The sequence below is a fragment of the Bradyrhizobium sp. HKCCYLS3077 genome, assembly GCF_051167555.1.
GTDB lineage: Bacteria > Pseudomonadota > Alphaproteobacteria > Rhizobiales > Xanthobacteraceae > Bradyrhizobium.
Map to the genome: position 1 here is coordinate 331,537 of NZ_JBNPTH010000003.1, position 22,150 is coordinate 353,686.

General features: G+C 65.7%; 21 protein-coding genes. 20 read left to right on the forward strand and 1 reads right to left on the reverse strand.

Features of this window, described 5'->3' with window-relative positions; translation table 11 throughout:
- The first annotated feature begins 13 nt into the window (after positions 1-13).
- Positions 14-976, forward strand: a complete 963-nt coding sequence (locus ACQR0Z_RS13395) for an alpha/beta fold hydrolase (RefSeq protein ID WP_434918930.1) — start codon at positions 14-16, stop codon at positions 974-976.
- A 128-nt stretch (positions 977-1,104) separates the two neighbouring features.
- Here the strand turns inward: ACQR0Z_RS13395 and ACQR0Z_RS13400 are convergent, their stop codons facing one another.
- Positions 1,105-1,569, reverse strand: a complete 465-nt coding sequence (locus tag ACQR0Z_RS13400) for a DUF2809 domain-containing protein (RefSeq protein ID WP_434918931.1) — start codon at positions 1,567-1,569, stop codon at positions 1,105-1,107.
- Positions 1,570-1,697: 128 nt separating this feature from the next.
- On the opposite strand from ACQR0Z_RS13400, the gene ACQR0Z_RS13405 reads away from it, so the two are divergent.
- The 19 genes from ACQR0Z_RS13405 (at position 1,698) to ACQR0Z_RS13495 (ending at position 22,119) form a co-directional block, all read left to right on the forward strand.
- Complete coding sequence (locus ACQR0Z_RS13405) at positions 1,698-3,029, forward strand: MFS transporter (protein ID WP_434918932.1); 1,332 nt, start codon at positions 1,698-1,700, stop codon at positions 3,027-3,029.
- A gap of 329 nt (positions 3,030-3,358) precedes the next feature.
- Complete coding sequence (locus ACQR0Z_RS13410; RefSeq protein WP_434857143.1) at positions 3,359-4,465, forward strand: efflux RND transporter periplasmic adaptor subunit; 1,107 nt, start codon at positions 3,359-3,361, stop codon at positions 4,463-4,465.
- Positions 4,466-4,705: 240 nt separating this feature from the next.
- Positions 4,706-7,846 (forward strand): efflux RND transporter permease subunit, encoded by a 3,141-nt coding sequence (locus ACQR0Z_RS13415; RefSeq protein ID WP_434857142.1) that lies wholly within the window; start codon positions 4,706-4,708, stop codon positions 7,844-7,846.
- Between the two features lie 21 nt (positions 7,847-7,867).
- Positions 7,868-8,479: a TetR/AcrR family transcriptional regulator gene (locus ACQR0Z_RS13420; RefSeq protein WP_434857141.1), complete on the forward strand. Its 612-nt coding sequence runs from the start codon at positions 7,868-7,870 to the stop codon at positions 8,477-8,479.
- A gap of 114 nt (positions 8,480-8,593) precedes the next feature.
- Positions 8,594-9,217 carry a flavin reductase family protein gene (locus tag ACQR0Z_RS13425; protein WP_434857140.1) on the forward strand — a complete coding sequence of 208 codons (624 nt, stop codon included), beginning with the start codon at positions 8,594-8,596 and terminating at the stop codon, positions 9,215-9,217.
- A gap of 45 nt (positions 9,218-9,262) precedes the next feature.
- Positions 9,263-9,694 carry an acyl-CoA thioesterase gene (locus ACQR0Z_RS13430; protein WP_434918933.1) on the forward strand — a complete coding sequence of 144 codons (432 nt, stop codon included), beginning with the start codon at positions 9,263-9,265 and terminating at the stop codon, positions 9,692-9,694.
- A gap of 348 nt (positions 9,695-10,042) precedes the next feature.
- On the forward strand, positions 10,043-10,285 hold the full coding sequence (locus ACQR0Z_RS13435; RefSeq protein WP_434918934.1) for a hypothetical protein: 243 nt from the start codon (positions 10,043-10,045) through the stop codon (positions 10,283-10,285).
- 177 nt (positions 10,286-10,462) lie between these two features.
- Positions 10,463-10,654 carry a hypothetical protein gene (locus tag ACQR0Z_RS13440; RefSeq protein ID WP_434857137.1) on the forward strand — a complete coding sequence of 64 codons (192 nt, stop codon included), beginning with the start codon at positions 10,463-10,465 and terminating at the stop codon, positions 10,652-10,654.
- 172 nt (positions 10,655-10,826) lie between these two features.
- Positions 10,827-11,660 carry a DeoR/GlpR family DNA-binding transcription regulator gene (locus tag ACQR0Z_RS13445; RefSeq protein ID WP_434876994.1) on the forward strand — a complete coding sequence of 278 codons (834 nt, stop codon included), beginning with the start codon at positions 10,827-10,829 and terminating at the stop codon, positions 11,658-11,660.
- A gap of 153 nt (positions 11,661-11,813) precedes the next feature.
- On the forward strand, positions 11,814-13,367 hold the full coding sequence (glpD, locus tag ACQR0Z_RS13450; protein ID WP_434918935.1) for a glycerol-3-phosphate dehydrogenase: 1,554 nt from the start codon (positions 11,814-11,816) through the stop codon (positions 13,365-13,367).
- Positions 13,364-14,446: an ABC transporter ATP-binding protein gene (locus ACQR0Z_RS13455; RefSeq protein WP_434857134.1), complete on the forward strand. Its 1,083-nt coding sequence runs from the start codon at positions 13,364-13,366 to the stop codon at positions 14,444-14,446. The genes glpD and ACQR0Z_RS13455 overlap by 4 nt, the downstream gene beginning before the upstream one ends.
- A 12-nt stretch (positions 14,447-14,458) precedes the next feature.
- Entirely contained in the window at positions 14,459-15,541 is a 1,083-nt protein-coding gene (locus tag ACQR0Z_RS13460) for an ABC transporter ATP-binding protein (RefSeq protein WP_434857133.1), read from the forward strand.
- Between the two features lie 3 nt (positions 15,542-15,544).
- The gene (locus tag ACQR0Z_RS13465) at positions 15,545-16,447 is read left to right on the forward strand and encodes a carbohydrate ABC transporter permease (RefSeq protein WP_434836420.1); all 903 of its coding nucleotides are present in this window, start codon (positions 15,545-15,547) and stop codon (positions 16,445-16,447) included.
- Positions 16,447-17,253 carry a carbohydrate ABC transporter permease gene (locus tag ACQR0Z_RS13470; protein ID WP_315721400.1) on the forward strand — a complete coding sequence of 269 codons (807 nt, stop codon included), beginning with the start codon at positions 16,447-16,449 and terminating at the stop codon, positions 17,251-17,253. Before ACQR0Z_RS13465 ends, ACQR0Z_RS13470 begins: the two co-directional genes overlap by 1 nt.
- 187 nt (positions 17,254-17,440) lie before the next feature.
- Positions 17,441-17,770 (forward strand): DUF2160 domain-containing protein, encoded by a 330-nt coding sequence (locus ACQR0Z_RS13475; RefSeq protein ID WP_434857132.1) that lies wholly within the window; start codon positions 17,441-17,443, stop codon positions 17,768-17,770.
- Positions 17,771-17,891: 121 nt separating this feature from the next.
- Positions 17,892-19,634: an ABC transporter substrate-binding protein gene (locus ACQR0Z_RS13480; RefSeq protein ID WP_434836470.1), complete on the forward strand. Its 1,743-nt coding sequence runs from the start codon at positions 17,892-17,894 to the stop codon at positions 19,632-19,634.
- A 338-nt stretch (positions 19,635-19,972) separates the two neighbouring features.
- Positions 19,973-20,749 (forward strand): tonB-system energizer ExbB, encoded by a 777-nt coding sequence (gene exbB / locus ACQR0Z_RS13485; protein WP_434918936.1) that lies wholly within the window; start codon positions 19,973-19,975, stop codon positions 20,747-20,749.
- A 3-nt stretch (positions 20,750-20,752) separates the two neighbouring features.
- The gene (gene exbD, locus ACQR0Z_RS13490; protein WP_434857130.1) at positions 20,753-21,178 is read left to right on the forward strand and encodes a TonB system transport protein ExbD; all 426 of its coding nucleotides are present in this window, start codon (positions 20,753-20,755) and stop codon (positions 21,176-21,178) included.
- Complete coding sequence (locus ACQR0Z_RS13495; RefSeq protein WP_434918937.1) at positions 21,175-22,119, forward strand: TonB family protein; 945 nt, start codon at positions 21,175-21,177, stop codon at positions 22,117-22,119. Before exbD ends, ACQR0Z_RS13495 begins: the two co-directional genes overlap by 4 nt.
- The last annotated feature ends 31 nt before the right edge of the window (positions 22,120-22,150 follow it).

Sequence of the window (22,150 nt, forward strand, 5' to 3'; positions counted from 1 at the left end):
AAGAGGGTGATCCATGTCGGAATTGATGAACGCCGTTTCTGCCCAAGGTCCGTCGCGGCTGGTCGCGGCGGAACCATTCGCGCGCGATGACGCCGCGTTGCCCGGCTTCACGCACCGGTTCGCGACCGTCGACGGCCTCAGGCTGCACTATGTCAGCGGGGGCCGGCCGGATGGCGAGGTCGTGGTGCTGCTGGCCGGTTTTCCGCAGAGCTGGTTTGCCTGGCGCAAGGTCATGCCGCTGCTGGGCGCGCGTTATCGCGTCATTGCGATCGACTTTCCGGGGCAGGGCGACTCGGACCGGCCGGCGGATGGCTACGACACCCAGACGCTCGCCACCTCCGTTCATCGCCTGCTGCAGCAGCTTGGCGTCACCAGCCATCATCTCGCCGGGCACGACATTGGCGCGTGGGTGGCCTATCCCTACGCGGCACTGTTCGAAGATGCGGTGCAAAGCCTGGCGCTGCTGGATGCGGGCATTCCCGGCGTGACCTTGCCCGAGGCGTTGCCGTACGCGCCGGACCGCGCGTGGCGCACCTGGCACTTCGCGTTCCACGTCGTCGCGGACCTTCCGGAGATGCTGATTGAGGGCCGCGAGCGCGATTATCTCGCCTGGTTTCTGCGCCGCAAGGGCGCCAATCCCGAAGCATTCTCTGAGGGCGATCTCGACGAATACGCGCGCGTGCTGACCAAGGCCGGCGGCCTGCGCGCGGGACTTGGCTATTATCGTGCGGCCGTAGTGTCGGCGGATCAGAACCGCGAGCTGAAAGCCAAAGGCAAACTGAAGCCGCCGGTGCTGGCGGTCGGCGCCGACCAGGGATCGATCGTCGACATGGCCGCGCCGCTCAGGCAGGTCGCCGAGCGCGTCGATGGCATCACGATCGGCTCGTGCGGCCACTACATCCCGGAAGAGCAGCCGGCCGTCCTGGCGGAGGAACTGATGGCTTTCTTCAGCCGCGCGGGTGCCAATTCGAACTGAGATCTCAGCCGGCATGGAGCCTCGCCCCAGGCAACCTAAGCCGTGCTGGGCGATCGCATTTGGACGGCGGTTTTGCGCTCGTCCATCTCCACGTCGTCATGGCCGGGACAAGCCCGGGCATGACGGAGTTACGAATTGGCAGCATCTTTCGCCGTGCTGTTAGGCCGAGGAGACCGCAACGCGATCCGATCGATCGCTATGCCGATGAGGATGCCGATCGCATAGGCGGCGATGTTCCACAGCGAGAAGATGCGACCGAGCAGCAGCGCGCCGGCCAGCGTCAGGCGGAAGCTGTCGAGCCAGGGCGTATGGATCAGCCGGCTCGCCTCGACGATCACGGCGACGGCGAGCGCGAGACCACCGATCTGCCGCCACGACCTCAGCGGCAGCAGCGCGACCAGGAGCATGTACACCATCGTCGCCCAAAGGATGGAACCGCCGTATTTGACGACGAAGGCGGGAAGACCGAGGCCCAGGCCGTAGAAGCGCAAAGCGAGGCCTAGCGCGATCACGACGAAGGCCACCACCAGGGCAAACGCTGCGCGGCGGCGCGCATCGGGGCGGCTCGTATGATCGGGAAATGCGGACGTCATGCGTGCGCGGCGCCCCCGCGATGCGGCGGAAGGCCGTGGAATATCTGGTTTTCCGATTGACTTGCCACGACCGATGCTCAACACCGCCATCAACTATCAAATTTTGCAATGCTCCCGGGAGGAGATCGATGAGTTCGTCAACCATTCGTCCGGCCGCGTCTGGCCGGTCCGATATCGAGGCCACAACCATCCGCGCCATTTCGTGGCGGCTGATTCCGTTCCTGGTGCTCGCCTATTTCTTCTCCTATCTCGACCGCGTCAATCTCGGCTTCGCCGCGCTGACGATGAACGCCGAGCTGAAATTCTCGCCGCTGGTGTTCGCCTGGGGCGCCGGCATCTTCTTCATCGGCTATTTCATCTTCGAGGTGCCGAGCAATCTGGCGCTGGAGAAGTTCGGCGCCAGCCGCTGGATCGCCCGCATCATGGTGACCTGGGGCATCATTTCGGCGCTGATGGCGCTGGTGTCCGGTCCGTGGAGCTTCTACGTCCTGCGCTTCCTGCTCGGTGTCGCCGAGGCCGGCTTCTTTCCGGGCATCATCCTCTATCTCACCTATTGGTACCCGGCGCAGTATCGCGCGCGCTTCCTCGCCGCCTTCGCGGTCGCCGTGCCGGTCTCCACCGTGATCGGCGCGCCGGTGTCGGGCCTGCTGCTTGGCCTGCACGGGTGGATGGGGCTGCAGGGCTGGCAGTGGCTGTTCATCATCGAAGGCATCCCGTCGATCATCCTCGGTGTCGTCACCTGGTTCTATCTGACCGACCGGCCGGAGCACGCGACCTGGCTGTCGGCGGAGCAGAAGGCTTGGCTCGCGGCCAGGCTCGAGGCGGAGACCGCGGCGAAGCAGGCGGCGGGACACATGACGCTTGGCGAGGCGCTGTCGTCGCCTAAGGTGATCGTGCTCAGCCTGATCTATTTCGGCTTCGTCGGCGCGCTCTACGGCATGCAGTTCTGGCTGCCGCAGATCGTCAAGGCGTTCGGCCTGACCAATACGCAAACCGGCTTCGTCACCGCGATCCCCTATGCGTTCGGCACCGTTGCGATGATCCTGTGGGCGCGTCATTCCGATGCGACGCGCGAGCGCGTCGTGCATGTCGGCGCGCCGATGATCCTGATCGCGATTGCGCTGGCGGCATCGAGCCAGATCGGCGATCCCACGCTGACCATGGTCGCGCTGACCTTCGCCGCGATCGGCGTGTTCTGCGTGTTCGGCGTGTTCTGGACGTTGCCGACGGCGTGGCTGTCGGGCACGGCTGCCGCCGGCGCGATCGCGCTGATCAACTCGATCGGCAATCTCGCCGGCTTCGGCGGTCCCTATCTGGTCGGCTGGATCAAGGACACGACGGGCTCGACCACGCATGGCCTGCTCGCGCTGTCGGCGCTGCCGCTGATCGCCGGTCTGCTCGTGTTCTTCGGCGGTCACGAGAGCAAGGTGGAGTTCGCGGGCCAAGCGCCGGCGGAGTGAGCGCGTTGCGGTGATCCGCACTGCGGACACCGTGCGTTGGGACCAGGCGCCGTCATTCCGGGGCGGTCGCGACAGCGACCGAACCCGGAATCCCGAGATGAGTCGCTGTGGTGCAAACCAAGCTCGAGATTCCGGGTTCGACCGCTGGCGCGGTCGCCCTGGAATGACGCCGTGAGGTGATGGACACTCCCGCAGATCGAGATCTGCCCCTTCTCCTGAGCACCTGCGGCAAGATGTCTTAATATTCACGAAGTCATGATCTCTGACGATTATTGACAATCATCACTCGACATTCGACACTCCCTCGCATTCGCAGCGAGGGGTGTCCGATGTTGATCCGCCTGATTTTCGCGAGCTATTCCAAGCTGTTGACTGGCCTTGCGCTGGCCACCATGGCGGCGGCCCTGGCTGGGTGCAATGAAACCGTCGCCCAGAAGGCCGAGCCGGTCCGGCCGGTTCTGGTCGCTTCCGTCCATTACGAGGCCGAGACGCCGGAGCGCAGCTTCGTTGGCACCATCCGTCCGCGCATCGAGGCCGACATCGGCTTTCGCGTCGCCGGCAAGGTCGCCAAGCGGCTGGTCGAGGTCGGCCAGACCGTCGACATCGGCCAGCCGCTCGCGACCCTCGACGAGGTCGATCTGAAGCTGCAGGCCGAGCAGGCGGAGGCTGAATTCCGCGCCGCCACCGGCGTGCTGGCGCAGGCCTCCGCGGCCGAGACCAGGGCGAAAGAGCTGCGCGCCAAGGGCTGGACCACGGATGCGCAGATGGACCAGGCCAAGGCGTCCGCGGATGAAGCCCGTGCGCGGCTCAATCGCGCCGAGCGCTCGGTCGAACTGACACGCAACTCGCTGTCCTACGCGACGCTGGTCGCAGATGCCCGCGGTGTCGTCACCGCCTCGATGATCGAACCGGGCGTCGTCGTCGCCGCCGGCCAGGCTGCCATCCGCGTCGCGCGGTTTGCCGAGAAGGAAGCCGTGGTCGCGATCCCCGAGACCCTGCTCGACCGCGCCAAGAACGGCAAGGCGACGGTGTCGCTGTGGTCGGAGTCCGGCAAGACCTACACGGCGCGGCTGCGCGAGATCGCGCCGGCCGCCGATCCCGCGACGCGCACCTACCTCGCAAAATTCTCGCTGCCGGATGCAAACGACAGCGTCTCGCTCGGCATGACCGCGACGCTCACGCTGTCCGATCCGGCGACCACGCGCGTCGCGCGGCTGCCGCTGTCGGCGCTGTTCAACGACGGCCGTGATCCCTCGCTCTACGTCGTCAACGACAAGGGCGAGGTGATGCTCAAGCCGGTCAAGGTGAAGGCTTACGACAGCAAGGACGTGCTGATCACCTCCGGCGTCGACGAGGGCGAGAAGGTCGTCGCGCTCGGCGTGCAGAAGATCGACCCCGCGCAGAAGGTGCGCGTGGTCTCGGCGCTGACGTTCTGACGATCGTCGTTCCGGGGCGATGCGCAGCATCGAACCCGGAACCTCGAGATTCCGGGTTCGCTCGCTGATGCGAGCGCCCCGGAATGACGAGACCAAACCCGGTCGTCATTGCGAGGAGCGGCAGCGACGAAGCAATCCAGGGCTACGCGTGCGACTCCGGATTGCATCGCTTCGCTCGCAATGACGGTCACTGAGACTGTCGGCCTGAACTAACGACTTCGGATCATCGGGGAGCGTGCCATGAAGCGGTTCAATCTGTCGGCCTGGGCGGTCAATCATCCGCCGCTGGTGCTGTTCCTGATCGTCGCGCTCGGCCTGTTCGGCTTCATCTCCTATGAGCGGCTCGGGCGCGCCGAGGATCCGTTCTTCACGGTGAAGGTCGTCAACGTCTCGGTGATGTGGCCCGGCGCCACTTCGCAGGAAATGCAGAGCCAGGTCGCCGATCCCCTGGAAAAGAAGCTGCAGGAGCTGCCTTACTTCGAGAAGGTGCAGACCTATTCCAAGCCGGCCTTCACCGCGATGCAGGTCACCTTCCGCGATTCGACGCCGCCGAAGGACGTGCCGTATCTGTTCTATCTGCTGCGCAAGAAGCTCGCGGATGCGCAGACCTCGCTGCCCTCGGGCGTGCTCGGGCCGTTCGTCAACGACGAATTCTCCGACGTCGATTCCATCCTGTTCATGATGACCGGCGACGGCGCCGACTATGCGCAGCTGAAGAAGGTCGCCGAAGGACTGCGCCAGCGGCTGCTCAAGGTCAACGGCGTCACCAAGGTCAATCTCTACGGCACCCAGGATGAGCGCATCTATGTCGAGTTCAGCCATGCCAAGCTGGCGACCCTCGGCATCACCCCGCAGGCGCTGTTCGACTCGCTGGCCAAGCAGAACAATGTGACGCCGGCCGGCACGGTCGAGACCACGTCGCAGCGCGTGCCGCTGCGCGTCACCGGCGCGCTCGACGGCGCCAAGGCGGTGGCCGAGACGCCGGTCGAGAGCAACGGCCGCGTGTTCCGGCTCGGCGATATCGCCACCGTCACCCACGGCTTCGTCGATCCGCCGAGCTACAAGGTGCATCAGGAGGGCAAGCCGGCGCTCGGCATCGGCGTCGTCACCGCCAAGGGCGCCAACATTCTCGAGCTCGGCAAGGACGTTCACGCCGCCTCCGACGATTTCATGAAGGCCGTGCCGCAGGGCATCGAGCTCACCCAGATCGCCGATCAGCCCAAGGTGGTCGAGCGCGCCGTCGGCGAGTTCGTGCACTCCTTCGTCGAGGCGCTGATCATCGTGCTGTTCGTCTCGTTCCTGGCGCTCGGCTGGCGGACCGGCATCGTCGTGGCGCTGTCGGTGCCGCTGGTGCTCGGCATCGTCTTCATCGCGATGAGCGCGATGGGCCTCGACCTGCATCGCATCTCGCTCGGCGCGCTGATCATCGCGCTCGGCCTGCTGGTCGATGACGCGATCATCGCGGTCGAGATGATGGTGGTGAAGATGGAGCAGGGCTGGGACCGCGTCCGCGCGGCATCCTACGCCTGGGAATCCACGGCCTTTCCGATGCTCACGGGCACGCTGGTCACCGCTGCGGGCTTCCTGCCGATCGGCTTCGCCAATTCGGCGGTCGGCGAATACACCGGCAGCATCTTCTGGATCGTCGCGATCGCGCTGGTGGCGTCATGGTTCGTCGCCGTGATCTTCACGCCCTATATCGGCGTCAAGCTGCTGCCGGACATGAAGGCGCATCATGGCCATGACGAGCACGCCGTCTACAACACGCGCATGTATCGCGGCCTGCGCGCCGTGGTGCGCTGGTGCGTCACGCACCGCATCACCACGGTCGCCGCGACCGTCGGCGTCTTCGCCGCCTCCATCGTCGCCTTTGGCCACGTGCAGCAGCAGTTCTTCCCGCTGTCGGAGCGGCCCGAGCTGTTCCTGCAATTGCGCCTGCCGGAGGGGACCGCCTTCAACGTCACCGAGAAGGCCGCGCGCAAGGCCGAGGCGCTGTTGAAGGACGACAAGGACATCGAGACCTTCACGGCTTATGTCGGCCAGGGCTCGCCGCGGTTCTGGCTCGGCCTGTCGCCGCAGCTGCCGAACGAGGCCTTCGCCGAGATCGTCATCGTCGCCAAGGACGTCGCCGCGCGCGAGCGCATCAAGGCGAAGATCGAGACGGCCGCGGCCAATGGCGACCTCAACGAAGCGCGGGTCCGCGTCGATCGCTTCAATTTCGGTCCGCCGGTCGGCTTCCCCGTGCAGTTCCGCGTCATCGGCCCGGACACCGCCAAGGTGCGCGAGATCGCGCGCGAGGTGCGCAACGTCGTCCGGCAGAATCCGAATGTCAGGGATCCGCAGCTCGACTGGAACGAGCAGTCGCCGTACCTGAAGCTCGTCGTCGACCAGGATCGCGCCCGCGCGCTCGGCCTGACCCCGCAGGACGTCTCGCAGTCGCTCGCGATGCTGATCTCCGGCGTGCAGGTGACGACGATCCGCGACGGCATCGAGAAGGTCGGGGTCATCGCCCGCGCAGTGCCGTCCGAGCGGCTCGACCTCGCCGGCGTCGGCGACCTCACCATCACCTCGCGCAACGGCGTCGCCGTGCCGCTGCAGCAGATCGCCAAGATCGAGTATGCGCATGAGGAGCCGATCCTGTGGCGGCGCAACCGCGACATGGCGATCACCGTGCGCGCCGACGTCGCCGACGGCGTGCAGGCGCCCGACGTCACCAATCAGATCTGGCCGAAGCTCGCCGACATCAGGGCCAAGCTCGATCCGGCCTACCGCATCGAGATGGGCGGCGCGATCGAGGAATCGGCCAAGGGCAATGCGTCGATCTTCGCGCTCTTCCCGCTGATGGCGATCGTGATGCTGACCCTGCTGATGATCCAGTTGCAGAGCTTCTCGCGGCTGTTCCTGGTGTTCCTGACCGCGCCGCTCGGCATCATCGGCGCATCGCTCGGCCTCAACGTCGCCAACGCGCCGTTCGGCTTCGTCGCGCTGCTCGGCCTGATCGCGCTCGCCGGCATGATCATGCGCAACACCGTGATCCTGGTCGACCAGATCGAGCACGACGTCGCCTCCGGCCTGACCCGGCGCGAGGCGATCATCGAGGCCACGGTGCGGCGGGCCCGCCCCGTGGTGCTGACGGCGCTGGCGGCGATCCTGGCCATGATCCCGTTGTCGCGCTCGGCGTTCTGGGGGCCGATGGCGATCACCATCATGGGTGGTTTGTTCGTTGCAACTTTCCTGACGCTGCTGTACTTGCCGGGCCTGTATGCCCTATGGTTCCGCAAGAGCCTGGATGAGCGCGGGGCAGCTGCGCAGGATCATTCTGCAGCGCAGCACGTTGACGGGCCGGCTCCCGCGCTCCCGCTCGCCGAGGCGGCCGAATAAGGGATCAACAAGATCGCAGGCATGATGACGCTGGTTTCCGAACACATCGAACCCGATACGCGCGAACGCATCCTGGTTGTTGCCGAGCGCCTGTTTCGACAGATCGGCTACCAGAAGACGACCGTCGCCGACATCGCCAAGGAGCTCCGCATGAGCCCGGCGAACGTGTACCGGTTCTTCGATTCGAAGAAGGCGATCCACCAGGGCGTCGCCCGCGAACTGATGGGCCAGGTCGAGGCGGCCGCGATCGCGATTGCCGAGCGCGCCGGACCGGCGGCTCCGCGGCTGCGCGAGCTGCTAGGCACCATCCATCGCATGAACACCGAGCGCTATGTCGGCGACAGCAAGCTGCACGAGATGGTCGCGGTGGCGATGGAGGAGAGCTGGGAGGTGTGCGAGGCGCACATGATGCTGATCACCGAGATCATCGGCCGCGTGATCGGGCAGGGTGCCGCTTCGGGCGAATTCGCCGTCACCGACCTGCCGCTGGCGGCCAAATGCGCCACGACGGCGATGATGCGGTTCTTCCATCCCCAGATGATCGCGCAATGCGCGACCAAGCCGGGTCCCACGGTCGACGAGATGATCGATTTCGTCCTGGTGGGGCTTGGTTCCAGCGGCGCTGCAAGCTAAGTTCTCCGTCATTGCGAGCGAAGCAATCCAGGGCCGTATGCGCAGCCCTGGATTGCTTCGTCGCTTGCGCTCCTCGCAATGACGTCAGGAGCACATGACGGAAGGGACCACGGCGTGACCGAACGCGACTTGCACTTCTACGAGCCGAAGAACGGCCACGGCCTCAAGCACGACCCCTTCAACGCCATCATCGCGCCGCGCCCGATCGGCTGGATCTCCTCGCGGGACGGCAAGGGCAATGCCAACCTTGCCCCGTACAGCTTCTTCAACGCCTTCAACTACACGCCGCCGATCATCGGCTTCTCTTCCACGCAGTGGAAGGATTCCGTCGCCAACATCCAGGACACCGGCGAATTTGTCTGGAACCTGGTGACGCGGGATCTCGCCAAGCACATGAATGCCTCCGCCGCCCACGTCGCCCGCGAGGTCGACGAGTTCGCGCTCGCCGGCGTCACGCCGGTGCCGAGCAAGTTCGTCAACGTCCCGCGTGTCGGGGAGAGCCCGGTTGCGTTCGAGTGCAAGGTCACGCAGATCATCCAGCTGCAGGGAGCCGACGGCAAGAAGGCCCAGGCCTGGCTGACGCTCGGCGAGGTCGTCGCGGTGCATATCGACAAGGCGCTGATCAAGGACGGCGTCTACCAGACCGCGCTGGCGCATCCGATCGTGCGCGCCGGCCGCCGCGGCGACTATTTCGAGATCAAGGCGGAAGACATGTTCGAGATGATCAGGCCGGACTGATCGCCTTTCTTCACCATCGCACGCCGCCACTGGAGACCGACTGACGTGACCGAAGCGACCGCCACTGCCGCATCGTCGGCGCCGACCGAGCCGCGCGGCGATCTCTGCATCCGCACGCTTGCGATGCCGGCCGACACCAACGCCAACGGCGACATCTTCGGCGGCTGGCTGCTCAGCCAGATGGACGTCGGCGGCGGCGTGTTCGCCGCCAAGGTCGCGAAGTCGCGCACGGTGACGGTCGCGATCGAGGCGATGAACTTCCGCAAGGCGGTCTATGTCGGCGACCTCGTCTCGGTCTATGCGCATCTCGTGCGCATCGGCCGCACGTCGATGGCGGTGCGGCTCGAAGCCTGGGTGCTGCGCCGGAAGGAGGAGCAGCCGATCCTCGTCACCGACGGCAACTTCACCTACGTCTCGATCGACGATGACGGCCGTCCGCAGCCGATCAAGCGTGATCCCGGCGTGCTGCCCGCGTGACGCGGCGGCCGCTCTGCCGCCGAATCATCATTAACGCTCTGGTAACATAACTGGCTCACGGCCACGGAACCCGGCTTCCGTGACGGCGTTCGCTCGTCGCAAGCACTTGCCGTGGCGGACACACTTCGATGTGTGTCGGAATGTTGATGCCCGCGGCTTGCGGGACTTCATCCACAACCAGGTCGCGCAATTCTTGTTGCGTCGACGGTATTATAGTAGTTAGTGTCGCGCCGACCGTTGGGGGTACACGGTCGATCATCTCCTGGCCGCCGCCAGGAGCCGAGGAAGGGAGCTGTCTCCCGGGGGGAATAGCTGGTCCAACGAGGGATCGAACGCCGGGAGTGGGTGATGTCCAACGTCGATGAGAAGCTGACGACTGAAGTTCTGCGGAAGCTCCAGCAGCGGCTGCATCATGCCGAGGAGCGAATCGGCATTTACGAAGTGCAGCTCGGCATGTTTCGCGACCACTATGTGGAGATGCTGCGAGATCTCCGCACCATCTTCCAACTGCTCGGTCAGCATTATGACCGTCTGCACGGAGCCAAGGCGTCGCTGAGCGAAGCCACGCTCGTCCCGGATGGCACGCGCTGATTCGCCGAGCGAAGCTCGCGGTCGTACGGCGTCGTCGCGTGCGTTGCAGCCAACATAACATCCACACAATTTGCTGTCGGAATCGGTTCATCACATCGGAATGCCCGGCTGCTCCCTGACCGGAACAAACGTCATGGAGTCCGGTTATACGCCCCGGAATGAACCACGGGATTCGCAATGTCCGACACCTACATCATCGAGGTCAGCTCTCAGGCGGCGGGGATCGTGATTCGCGATCGCGGCGGCTTCCGTTTCTTCGCGGCGTCGCACCGCTTCAATGCGCTCGAGGGCCAGATCTTCCGCAACGCCCGTGAAGCGGAACGTGCGGCCATGCGCATCGCCGCGGGCGAGCTGAGTGCGGCCGCCTGAGCGCGCCAACAGCTCTGCGCCAACAGCTCTGCGCTAAGGCTGCCCACGTTGGCCGACGTGGCGGCCTGCAGAATGCGGGCAACGGGATTGCTGCACTGCGCGCGCCGCCTCCCTGATTGACCGTTGACTCGATCAGCATCACCATGGTGCAGCTCACTTTCGAAAGCTTGCCATGGCCGTGCTCTCCCAGCGTCAGACCGATATCCTCAACATCGCCCGTGCCTCCGGCCGCGTCATGGTCGAGGATCTGTCGCGCCGGTTCGAAGTATCGGCGCAGACGATTCGCAAGGACCTCAACGATCTCTGTGAGCAGCGCGCGCTGACCCGGATCCATGGCGGGGCGATCATCGCCTCGGGGGTCGAGAATCTCGCCTATGAGGCGCGGCGCTTCGTCGCTGCCGACGAGAAGAAGGCGATCGGCGCGATCGCCGCGGCGCGGATCCCCAACGGCTCCTCGCTCTTCATCAATATCGGCACGACGACGGAGGAGGTGGCGAGCGCGCTGACCTCGCATCAGGACCTGCTCGTCATCACCAACAACCTCAACGTCGCGATGCTGCTCTATCCGCATCCGCGCATCGAGGTGATCGTCGCCGGCGGCAGCGTGCGGCGCTCGGACGGCGGCGTGGTCGGCTCGACCGCGACGCAGCTGATCGGCCAGTTCAAGGTCGACTACGCGATCATCGGCGCATCCGCGATCGACGAGGAGGGCGCACTGCTCGACTTCGACTATCGCGAGGTGCAGGTCGCGCAGGCGATCATCGCCAATGCGCGCAGCGTGATGCTGGTGGCCGATTCCACCAAGCTTCACCGCAGCGCGCCGGTGCGCATCGCCCATCTCAGCCAGATCCAGACCTTCGTCACCGACCGTCCCCTGCCGGACGGCTTGGCCAGCCTGTGCCACAGCAGGGGCATCGAGGTGATCTCGGCCATGCCTGCCGACGAGGCGGAGGACACCGCCGAGGCAAACGAAACCGCGTCGTCCTCCGTGCTCCGCCGAGCCTGATCACCCGCCACCCCTCAAGGCTGTTTGACTCCGGTTTGGGCAGGTTTTGCCCAATCGCGGCCCAATGTGCGATTTTCGATTTGCTTTCACTTTCGTTTGTGTTTAAATCGAAACCGAAAGTGAAATCGCCGATTGAAGGCGATTGCTCGGGGGATGCGTCTTTTGGAGCGGATCTACGACCTCGCCATCATCGGAGGCGGCGTGAATGGCTGCGGTATCGCGCGCGATGCCGCCGGCCGTGGAAACTCCGTTTTCCTGTGTGAAATGAACGATCTGGCGAGCGGGACCTCGTCCTGGTCGACCAAGCTCGTCCATGGCGGCCTGCGCTATCTCGAATATTACGAGTTTCGCCTGGTGCGCGAGGCGCTGATCGAGCGCGAGATCCTGTGGCAGATCGCGCCCCACATCATCCGTCCGCTGCGTTTCGTTTTGCCGCACCATTCCGGCCTGCGCCCGGCCTGGCTGCTGCGCCTCGGCCTGTTCCTGTACGATCATCTCGGCGGCCGCAAGCTGTTGCCGCCGACCCGCTCGGTGAACCTGCGCAGCGACGAGGTCGGCCGTCCGCTGATCTCCGGACGCTACAACAGCGGCTTCGAATATTCCGATTGCTTTGTCGACGATGCGCGCCTGGTCGTGCTGACGGCGCGTGACGCCGCTGACCGTGGCGCCGAGATTCGCACGCGCACGCGCGCCACCGAGATCCGGCAGGACGGCCAGGTCTGGCTGGTCACGACGGAGAACACGCAGACCGGCGAGCGCGAGACCATCAAGGCGCGCGCGCTCGTCAATGCCGCCGGCCCCTGGGTCGAGCAGGTGCTGTCGACCGGCGCCGGCGTCAATGCCAAGGCGAAGGTGCGGCTGGTGCAGGGCTCGCACATCGTGGTGCGCAAGCTGTACGATCACGACCGCGCCTACATCTTCCAGAATGCCGACGGCCGCATCATCTTCGCGATCCCCTATCAGCAGGACTTCACGCTGATCGGCACCACCGATCGCGACTATCAGGGCGACCCGGCCAAGGTGAAGGCGACCGACGAGGAGATCGCCTATCTCTGTGCGGCGCTCGGCGAATACATCGCAAAGCCGGTGACGCCGGCCGATGTGGTGTGGAGCTATTCCGGCGTGCGCCCGCTGTATGACGACGGCGCCAGCGAAGCCAAGGCCGCCACGCGCGACTACGTGTTCGAGCTCGATACGCCGGGCGGCCTGCCGCTGCTGTCGATCTATGGCGGCAAGATCACGACCTATCGGCGCCTGTCGGAAGAGGCGCTCGAACGCCTTGGTCCTTATCTGAAGGGCGCGAAGGCGGAGGAGGGGTGGACCGGCAAGTCAAAGCTGCCCGGCGGTGACATGGCAGTCGACGCGGTCGCCTCGCTGATCGCGGATCTCCGCAAGGCCCATCCGTTCCTGTCGGATCCGCATGCGAAGCGCATCGCGCACGCCTATGGCACGCGCGCCAAGAGCATGCTCGCGGGTGCGACATCTTCGGCCGATCTCGGCCAGGATTTCGGTGGCACCTTGACGGAGCGTGAAGTCAGGTTCCTGATGACGAATGAATGGGCGTTGACGGCCGAGGACATCGTGTGGCGGCGATCGAAGCTGGGATTGCGAATGTCGGCGGCCGAGATCGCCGCGCTCGATGCGTGGATCAACGCAAACCGCGAGCGCGCAGCCGTGACGGCGCGTGAATCGGGGGCGCGCGCATGAGCGTCACGCTCGATCACGTCTCCCGAGTCGTCGACGGCGTCACCACGATTCGCGACGTCTCGCTGACCCTGCAGCGCGGCACGCTGAGCGTGCTGCTCGGGCCCACGCTGTCCGGCAAGACCTCGATCATGCGGCTGCTGGCAGGGCTCGACAAGCCGACCAGGGGTAAGGTGCTTGTCGATGGCAAGGATGTCACCGGCGCCGACGTGCGGCAGCGCTCGGTCGCGATGGTCTATCAGCAATTCATCAACTACCCCTCGCTGACCGTCTACGAGAACATCGCCTCGCCGCTGCGCGTGCAGGGCAAGCCGCGCGAGGAGATCGAGAAGCGCGTGGCGGAAGCCGCCAGGCTGCTCCGGCTCGAGCCGTATCTGAAGCGCACGCCGCTGCAGCTCTCCGGCGGCCAGCAGCAGCGCACGGCGATCGCGCGCGCGCTGGTGAAGGGCGCCGACCTCGTGCTGCTCGACGAGCCGCTGGCCAATCTCGACTACAAGCTGCGCGAGGAATTGCGCGCCGAGCTGCCGCGCATCTTCGAGGCGTCCGGCGCGATCTTCGTCTATGCCACCACGGAGCCGTCGGAGGCGCTGCTGCTCGGCGGCCGCACCGTCTGCATGTGGGAAGGCCAGGCGCTCCAGGTCGGCGACACCGCGGCGGTCTATCGCCGTCCCGACACGCTGCGCGTCGGCCAGGTGTTCTCGGACCCGCCGATGAACACCGTCGACATTCAGAAGCGCGGGGATAGCGTGCATTATGCCGGCGACATCACCGCTCCCGCGGCCGGTCTCTATGCCGATCTGCCGGACGGCAGCTATCGCGTCGGCTTCCGGCCGCATCAGCTTGGTCTGGCCAAGGGCGACGGCAGCCACGGGCGCCATGCCTTCCCGGCCACGGTCTCCGTCACCGAGATCACGGGCTCGGAGAGCTTCGTGCATCTGACGCGCGATGGCCTGAACTGGGTGGCGGTGCTGCACGGCGTCCATGAATACGAGCCCGGCGAGGTCCTCGACGCCGTGCTCGATCCCACCAACGTCTTCGTGTTCGACGCCGGCGACCGCCTGGTCGCGGCACCGGCGATCTGAGGGAGACGCCGCATGGCCCGCATTGACCTCGTCGACCTCGCCCAGTCCTATCACGGCAACGATGCCGACATCGAAAGCTTCGCGCTGAAGCCGGTGACGATGACCTGGCGGCAGGGCGGCGCCTATGCGCTGCTCGGCCCGTCCGGCTGCGGCAAGACCACGCTGCTGAACCTGATCTCCGGCATCCTGACGCCGTCGCGTGGCAAGATCCTGTTCGATGGCAAGGACATCACGCAGGCATCGACCCGCGAGCGCAACATCGCGCAGGTGTTCCAGTTCCCGGTCATCTACGACACCATGACCGTCGGCGAGAACCTCGCCTTCCCGCTGAAGAACCGCGGCGTGCCCAGGGCCGAGATCGACAAGCGCGTCGCGGAGATCGCGCGTCTCCTGGACCTCACGCCGGACCTCAATCGCAAGGCGACGCGGCTGACCGCCGACGCCAAGCAGAAGATCTCGCTCGGCCGCGGCCTGGTGCGCTCCGACGTCGCCGCCGTGCTGTTCGACGAGCCGCTGACGGTGATCGATCCCGAGCTGAAATGGCAGCTCCGCTCCAAGCTCAAGGCGCTGCATCGCGAGCTCGATCTCACGATGATCTACGTCACCCACGACCAGACCGAGGCGCTGACCTTCGCCGACACCGTGGTCGTCATGCATGACGGCCGCGTGGTGCAGAGCGGCACGCCGGCCGAGTTGTTCGACAAGCCCGCGCATACCTTCGTCGGCTATTTCATCGGCTCGCCCGGCATGAACATTCTCTCCGCCGAAGTGAAGGGGCGCGAGGCGCGCATCGCCGGTCACACGCTGTCGCTGGAGCGGAGCTACGATGCGCTGCCGGCGGGCGCCAAGATCGAAATCGGTGTCCGCCCGGAATTCGTCGACGTTGCGCAGCCCGGGCCGGGACTGCTCGATGCCAACATCGAACGGGTCGACGATCTCGGCCGTATCCGCTTCGCGCGCGTCCGCGTCGGCGACGCCAAGTTCGCCGCGCGGCTGCCGGCCGGGTTCTCGCCATCGGGCTCGGCGATCGGCCTGAAGTTCAATCCGGCCTATGTCCACGTCTATGCCGACAGCCGTCTGGTCGAGGGAGCCTGAGTGATGGACAAGACCATCAACAACAAGGCCTGGTTCCTGGTGCTGCCGGTGTTCCTGCTGGTCGCGTTCTCCGCGATCCTGCCGCTGATGACGGTGGTGAACTATTCGATGCAGGACACCTTCGGCAACAACCAGTTCTTCTGGAACGGCGTCGGCTGGTTCAAGGAGCTGCTCGATCCCTCCACCGATCTCGGCGGCCGCTTCCTGGCCTCGCTCGGCCGCAATCTGATCTTCTCGCTCGCGATCCTGGCGATCGAGGTGCCGCTCGGCATCGTCGTGGCGCTGTCGATGCCGCGGGCGGGGTGGACGGTTGCGTTCTGCCTGGTCGTGCTGGCGCTGCCGCTGCTGATTCCGTGGAACGTGGTCGGCACGATCTGGCAGATCTTCGGCCGCTCCGACATCGGCCTGCTCGGCTACACGCTCAACGCCGTCGGGTTCGACTACAACTATGTCTCGAACGAGGCCGATGCCTGGTTCACCGTCATCGTCATGGACGTCTGGCACTGGACCAGCCTGGTGGCGCTGTTGTGCTATGCCGGCCTGAAGTCGATCCCCGACGCCTATTACCAGGCCGCGCAGATCGACGGCGCGTCACGCTGGGCGGTGTTCACCGCGATCCAGTTGCCGAAGATGCACCGTGTGCTGCTGATCGCCGTGCTGCTGCGCTTCATGGACAGCTTCATGATCTACACCGAGCCGTTCGTGGTGACCGGCGGCGGGCCGGGCAATTCGACGACCTTCATCTCGATCGAGCTCGTCAAGATCGCGCTCGGACAGTTCGACCTCGGCAAGGCGGCCGCGCTGTCGCTGGTCTACAATCTGATCATCCTGATCGTGTGCTGGGTGTTCTACACCATCATGACCAATGCCGGCGCCGAGCGCCGGCCGGTGGAAGGGGGCGCGTGATGAACACCATTCCGGGCCGCCGTATCATCATCTCGCTGTTCCTGGTCTTCCTGCTGTTGCCGATCTATTGGCTCGTCAACATGAGCTTCAAGACCAACAACGAGATCGTCACGACGATGACGCTCTGGCCGCACCAGCCGACGCTGGCCAATTACGTCAGGATCTTCACCGACGAGAGCTGGTACTCCGGCTACATCAACTCGCTGAAATACGTCATCATCAACACCGTGATCTCGATCCTGGTGGCGCTGCCGGCGGCCTACGCGTTCTCGCGCTACCGCTTCCTCGGCGACAAGCATCTGTTCTTCTGGCTGCTGTCGAACCGCATGGCGCCGGCCGCCGTCTATGCGCTGCCGTTCTTCAACCTATACTCGGCGATCGGCCTGTTCGATACGCCCTGGGCGGTGGCGCTGGCGCATTGCATCTTCAACATCCCGCTGGCGGTGTGGATCCTCGAGGGCTTCGTGTCGTCGGTGCCGCGCGAGATCGACGAAACCGCGTTCCTCGACGGCTATTCGTTCCCGCGCTTCTTCGTGAAGATCCTGGTGCCCTTGATCGCGAGCGGCATCGGCGTCGCGGCGTTCTTCTGCTTCATGTTCTCCTGGGTCGAGCTCCTGCTCGCGCGCACGCTGACATCCGTGGACGCCAAGCCGATCTCTGCGGTGATGACTCGTACGGTGTCGGCGGCGGGCATGGACTGGGGCCTGCTGGCGGCCGCCGGCGTGCTCACCATCATCCCCGGCGCGCTGGTCATCTGGTTCGTCCGCAACTACATCGCGCGCGGCTTCGCGCTGGGGCGGGTGTGATGATGGCGTGCTCCGATCTTCGCGGCCTCTGCACCTCCCCCGCCTGCGGGGGAGGTCGCATCGCATCGCCAGATGCGATGCGGGTGGGGGCCTCTATCCACTCGGGCCGTCCGAATCGGGGCGCCCCCACCCCAACCCTCCCCCGCAAGCGGGGGAGGGGGCTCACCATCGCCTGGAGCTACTAGCCATGGACAGCATCGCATGGATGGCGTGGACCTTGCCGACCGCGATCTTTTTCGCCGCGCTGGCCTGCACGCTCGGGATCATGACCTTGCTTGCGGCGCGCTATCCGGAGGCCGAGCGAGTCGGCGTGCTGCGCATCCCGACGACGCGCGGTGATCGCCTGTTCATCTCGCTGATAACAGCCGCCGTTATTCATCTCGCATGGATCGGGCTGGTCGGCACCGATACAATTGCGACCTTGCCGATCGGCGAGGAAGGTTTTGAGGTTTCGAGCCTGTGGCTCGCGACCGCAATTTCGCTGGCATCAGCCGTTGCGATCTTTCGCACCGTCTGACGCAAGCGAAGAAGGGCAGATCCGGGGCCAACCCGGACCTGGATACGTCTGTCGCTGCAAGGAGGAAACCATGCGACACTTGAAACGGAAGCATCACCCAGGCAAGGCCAGCTATCTTGCGATGACCAGCGCGGTGGCGCTGTTTGCCGCGACCATGACGTTGTCCATCCCGGCGCTCGCCGACGACGCCACGATCCAGAAGTGGATCGACAGCGAATTCCAGCCCTCGACCCTGTCGAAGGAACAGCAGCTCAAGGAGCTGCAGTGGTTCGCGAAGGCGGCCGAGCCCTTCAAGGGCATGGAGATCAACGTCGTCTCCGAGACCATCACGACGCACGAGTATGAAGCCAAGACCCTGGCCAAGGCGTTCAGCGAGATCACCGGCATCAAGCTGAAGCACGACCTGATCCAGGAAGGCGACGTCGTCGAGAAGCTGCAGACCCAGATGCAGTCCGGCAAGAACGTCTATGACGGCTGGATCAACGACTCCGACCTGATCGGCACCCACTTCCGCTACGGCCAGACCGTCGCGCTCTCGGACTACATGAAGGGCGAGGGCAAGGACGTCACCAATCCCGGTCTCGACGTTGACGACTTCATCGGCAAGTCGTTCACGACCGCGCCGGACGGCAAGCTGTATCAGCTCCCGGTCCAGCAGTTCGCGAACCTCTACTGGTTCCGCTACGACTGGTTCACCAACCCGGACTACAAGGCCAAGTTCAAGGCCAAGTATGGCTACGAGCTCGGCGTTCCCGTGAACTGGTCGGCCTATGAGGACATCGCCGAGTTCTTCACGAACGACATCAAGGAGATCAACGGCGTCAAGGTCTATGGTCACATGGACTACGGCAAGAAGGATCCCTCGCTCGGCTGGCGTTTCACCGACGCCTGGCTGTCGATGGCCGGCAACGGCGACAAGGGCATCCCGAACGGCCTGCCCGTCGACGAATGGGGCATCCGCATGGAAGGCTGCCGTCCGGTCGGCTCCTCGATCGAGCGCGGCGGCGACACCAACGGTCCCGCGGCCGTCTACTCGATCACCAAATATCTCGACTGGATGAAGAAGTACGCGCCGCCGCAGGCGCAGGGCATGACCTTCTCCGAGGCCGGTCCGGTCCCGGCGCAGGGCAACGTCGCCCAGCAGATCTTCTGGTACACCGCCTTCACCGCCGACATGGTGAAGCCCGGGCTGCCGGTGGTGAATGCGGACGGCTCGCCGAAGTGGCGCATGGCGCCGTCGCCGCACGGCTCGTACTGGAAGGAGGGCATGAAGCTCGGCTACCAGGACGCCGGTTCGGCGACGCTGCTGAAGTCGACCCCGCCGGATCGCCGCAAGGCCGCCTGGCTGTACCTGCAGTTCATCGTGTCGAAGTCGGTCAGCCTGAAGAAGAGCCATGTCGGCCTCACCTTCATCCGTGAATCCGACATCTGGGACAAGTCGTTCACCGAGCGTGCGCCGAAGCTCGGTGGCCTGATCGAGTTCTACCGCTCGCCCGCGCGCGTGCAGTGGACCCCGACCGGCAACAACGTGCCCGACTATCCGAAGCTCGCGCAGTTGTGGTGGCAGAACATCGGCGATGCGTCGTCCGGTGCGAAGACGCCGCAAGCCGCGATGGACGCGCTCGCGGCCGCCCAAGACTCCGTCCTCGAGCGTCTCGAGAAGTCCAAGGTCCAGGGCGACTGCGGTCCGAAGCTGAACAAGAAGGAATCGGCCGAGTTCTGGTTCAACAAGTCGGCCAAGGACGGCAACATCGCTCCGCAGCGCAAGCTCGCGAACGAGAAGCCGAAGGGCGAGACCGTCGACTACGACACCCTGATCAAGTCGTGGCCGGCCTCGCCGCCGAAGCGCGCCGAGGCGAAGTAAGCCTTCTCGCTCGACCCTCTCTCGCCTGGACAGAGGCGATCCAAATCAAGAAGGCCGGGAGCAATCCCGGCCTTTTCCTTTGCCTACGACGTCAACGGCTCCCGTTCCGATCGGGAGTTTTTCCCGGATCATTGGGGACAACTTCCACACCTCAAGTGCCTTGAAGCCGATAGGCACAGGCGGCACTCTTTCACGATCGGGATGATCGCGACCTTCGCCGCGACTTTGCCCCAAGACCGCGACACAACAAGGCCTCGACACGATCCGGCGCTGCGCGATTCCGTGACGGCGCCACCATCGTGATCACCAATCTCACGGGGCCACGAGGGAGTACGATCATGGACCAGGCACAGATCGCCAGTCTGGCGAGCCCGCTGCCCGAGGCGCTGTCGCCCTGGACGATGTTCCTGCAGGCCGACTTCGTCGTGAAGGCCGTCATGATCGGGCTGGCGCTGGCCTCGGTTGCGACCTGGACCGTGCTCGTCGTCAAGACGATCCAGCTGCGTTCGGCGCTGCGCAAGGGGCGGGCGGCGCTGAGCATCTCGGTCGCGGCGCGATCGCTCTCCGACGCGACGGGCGGCGTTTCCGCCGAAGGCGGCGTCGTCAGCCGCCTGCTTGCCACCGCCGAGGACGAGATCGAGAAGTCCCGCGGCCTGCCGGCCGACGGCATCAAGGAGCGCGTGGCCTGGCAGTTCGAGCGGATCGAAGCGGCGGCCGTGTCGCGCATCGGCCGCGGCATCGGCATCCTCGCGACCGTCGGCGCCGTCGCGCCCTTCGTCGGCCTGTTCGGCACGGTCTGGGGCATCATGAACAGCTTCATCGGCATCTCGCATGCCCATACGACCAACCTCGCCGTGGTCGCGCCGGGTATTGCCGAGGCACTGCTCGCGACCGCGTTCGGCCTCGCCGCCGCGATTCCCGCCGTGGTCATCTACAACCTGTTCGCGCGGGCCACCGGCGGCTATCGCGCCGTCATCGCCGATGCGTCGGTCGCCGTCATGCGCCTGCTCAGCCGCGATCTCGACCGGCAGCACGCGGGTCCCGCTGAGGCCCGGCGCAGCGCCATCCGCGCGGTCGACGCGCCGCTGATGTCGATCGTCAATCCCGCGGAGTGAGCCATGGCGGTCAAGCTCGCCAAGCGTCCCGACGAGTTCGAGGAGACGCACGACATCAACGTGACGCCGTTCATCGACGTCATGCTGGTGCTGCTGATCATCTTCATGGTGGCCGCGCCGCTCGCCACCGTCGATATTCCCGTCAATCTGCCGGCGATCTCGGCCGAGCCGCAGCCGCGCGCGGAGACGCCGGTGTTCGTGACGTTCAAGGCTGACCGGTCGCTCGCCGTGGGTGATCAAAGCGTCGCGCAGGCCGACATCGCCGCCACGCTGGATGCGGCGACGAAGTCCGATCACGGCCAGCGCGTGCTGCTGCGCGCCGACCAGACGCTGCCCTATGGCGAGGTGATGGCGCTGATGAACACGCTGCGTCGCGCCGGCTACACCAAGGTGGCGCTGGTCGCGCTGGAAGACCGGGCCGCGCCATGAGCGTCCTGACGCTCGATCCGTTCGAGAATGAAGACCGCCGCGAGCGGGCGCTGTGGACGACGGCGGCGCTGGTGGTGGCGGGGCTGCATGTCGGACTCGCCATTGGCTATTTGCTGCTGCGTCCTGCTCCGCAAGGGCGCGCCGAAGCTCCGGCGTTCGATGTCGTGTTCACGCCGGCGGTCGTGAGCGAACCCGCTCCCGCGATCCAGGACACGCCACAGGCCGAGCCCTCGACGCCGGTCGAACCACCAAAGGAAGAGGTCAAGGAGGAGCCCGTTGCGCGCGAGGCCGTCGCCGAGCCCGCGCCGCAGCCGTCCTCCGAGCCTGAGCCGCAGGTCATGGCGCAGCCGGAGCCGGTGCCCGACGTGATGCCATCGCCGGAGCCCGCTCCGCAGGTCGCGCTCGCGCCCGAACCGCCGCGCGCCGACGACGTCGTGCTGCCGCCGCCACCGCCGCCGAAGCCGGTCGAGGCCAAGCCGCCGGAAGCAAAGCCCGCTCCTCAGCCGGAGCGCGTCGAGCGCAAGCCGGTCGAGAAGAAAGACGCCAAGGAGAAGGCGGAGAAGAAGCCTGCGCCAGCCAAGCAGGTTGCGGCACGGCCAAGCCGCCCGGCGCGTTCGGCTGCTGCGCCGAATGCCGGTGCCGATAGCGAGGGGGCGCGTCAGGGCAGGGCCAGTTGGAATAGCGAGTTCATCGCCCATTTCCGGCGCTACAACACCGCGGCGGCCGGCGGCAAAGAGGGAGGATTGGTCAGCGTCAGCGCTGTCATCGCGCGCAACGGACGCCTCGTCTCGCGCCGGATCGCCGCGAGTTCCGGCTCCGCCACCGTGGACCGAGCCGCGCTCGAACTGGTCGATCGTGCCCAGCCGTTCCCGCCATTTCCGGCCGAGATGACCCAGGCGCAAACGTCGCTGGTCATCCCGATCCGCATGCGTCCCCAGTAAGCAAGATCGTGAGCGGCGACAGCGGCTTGGG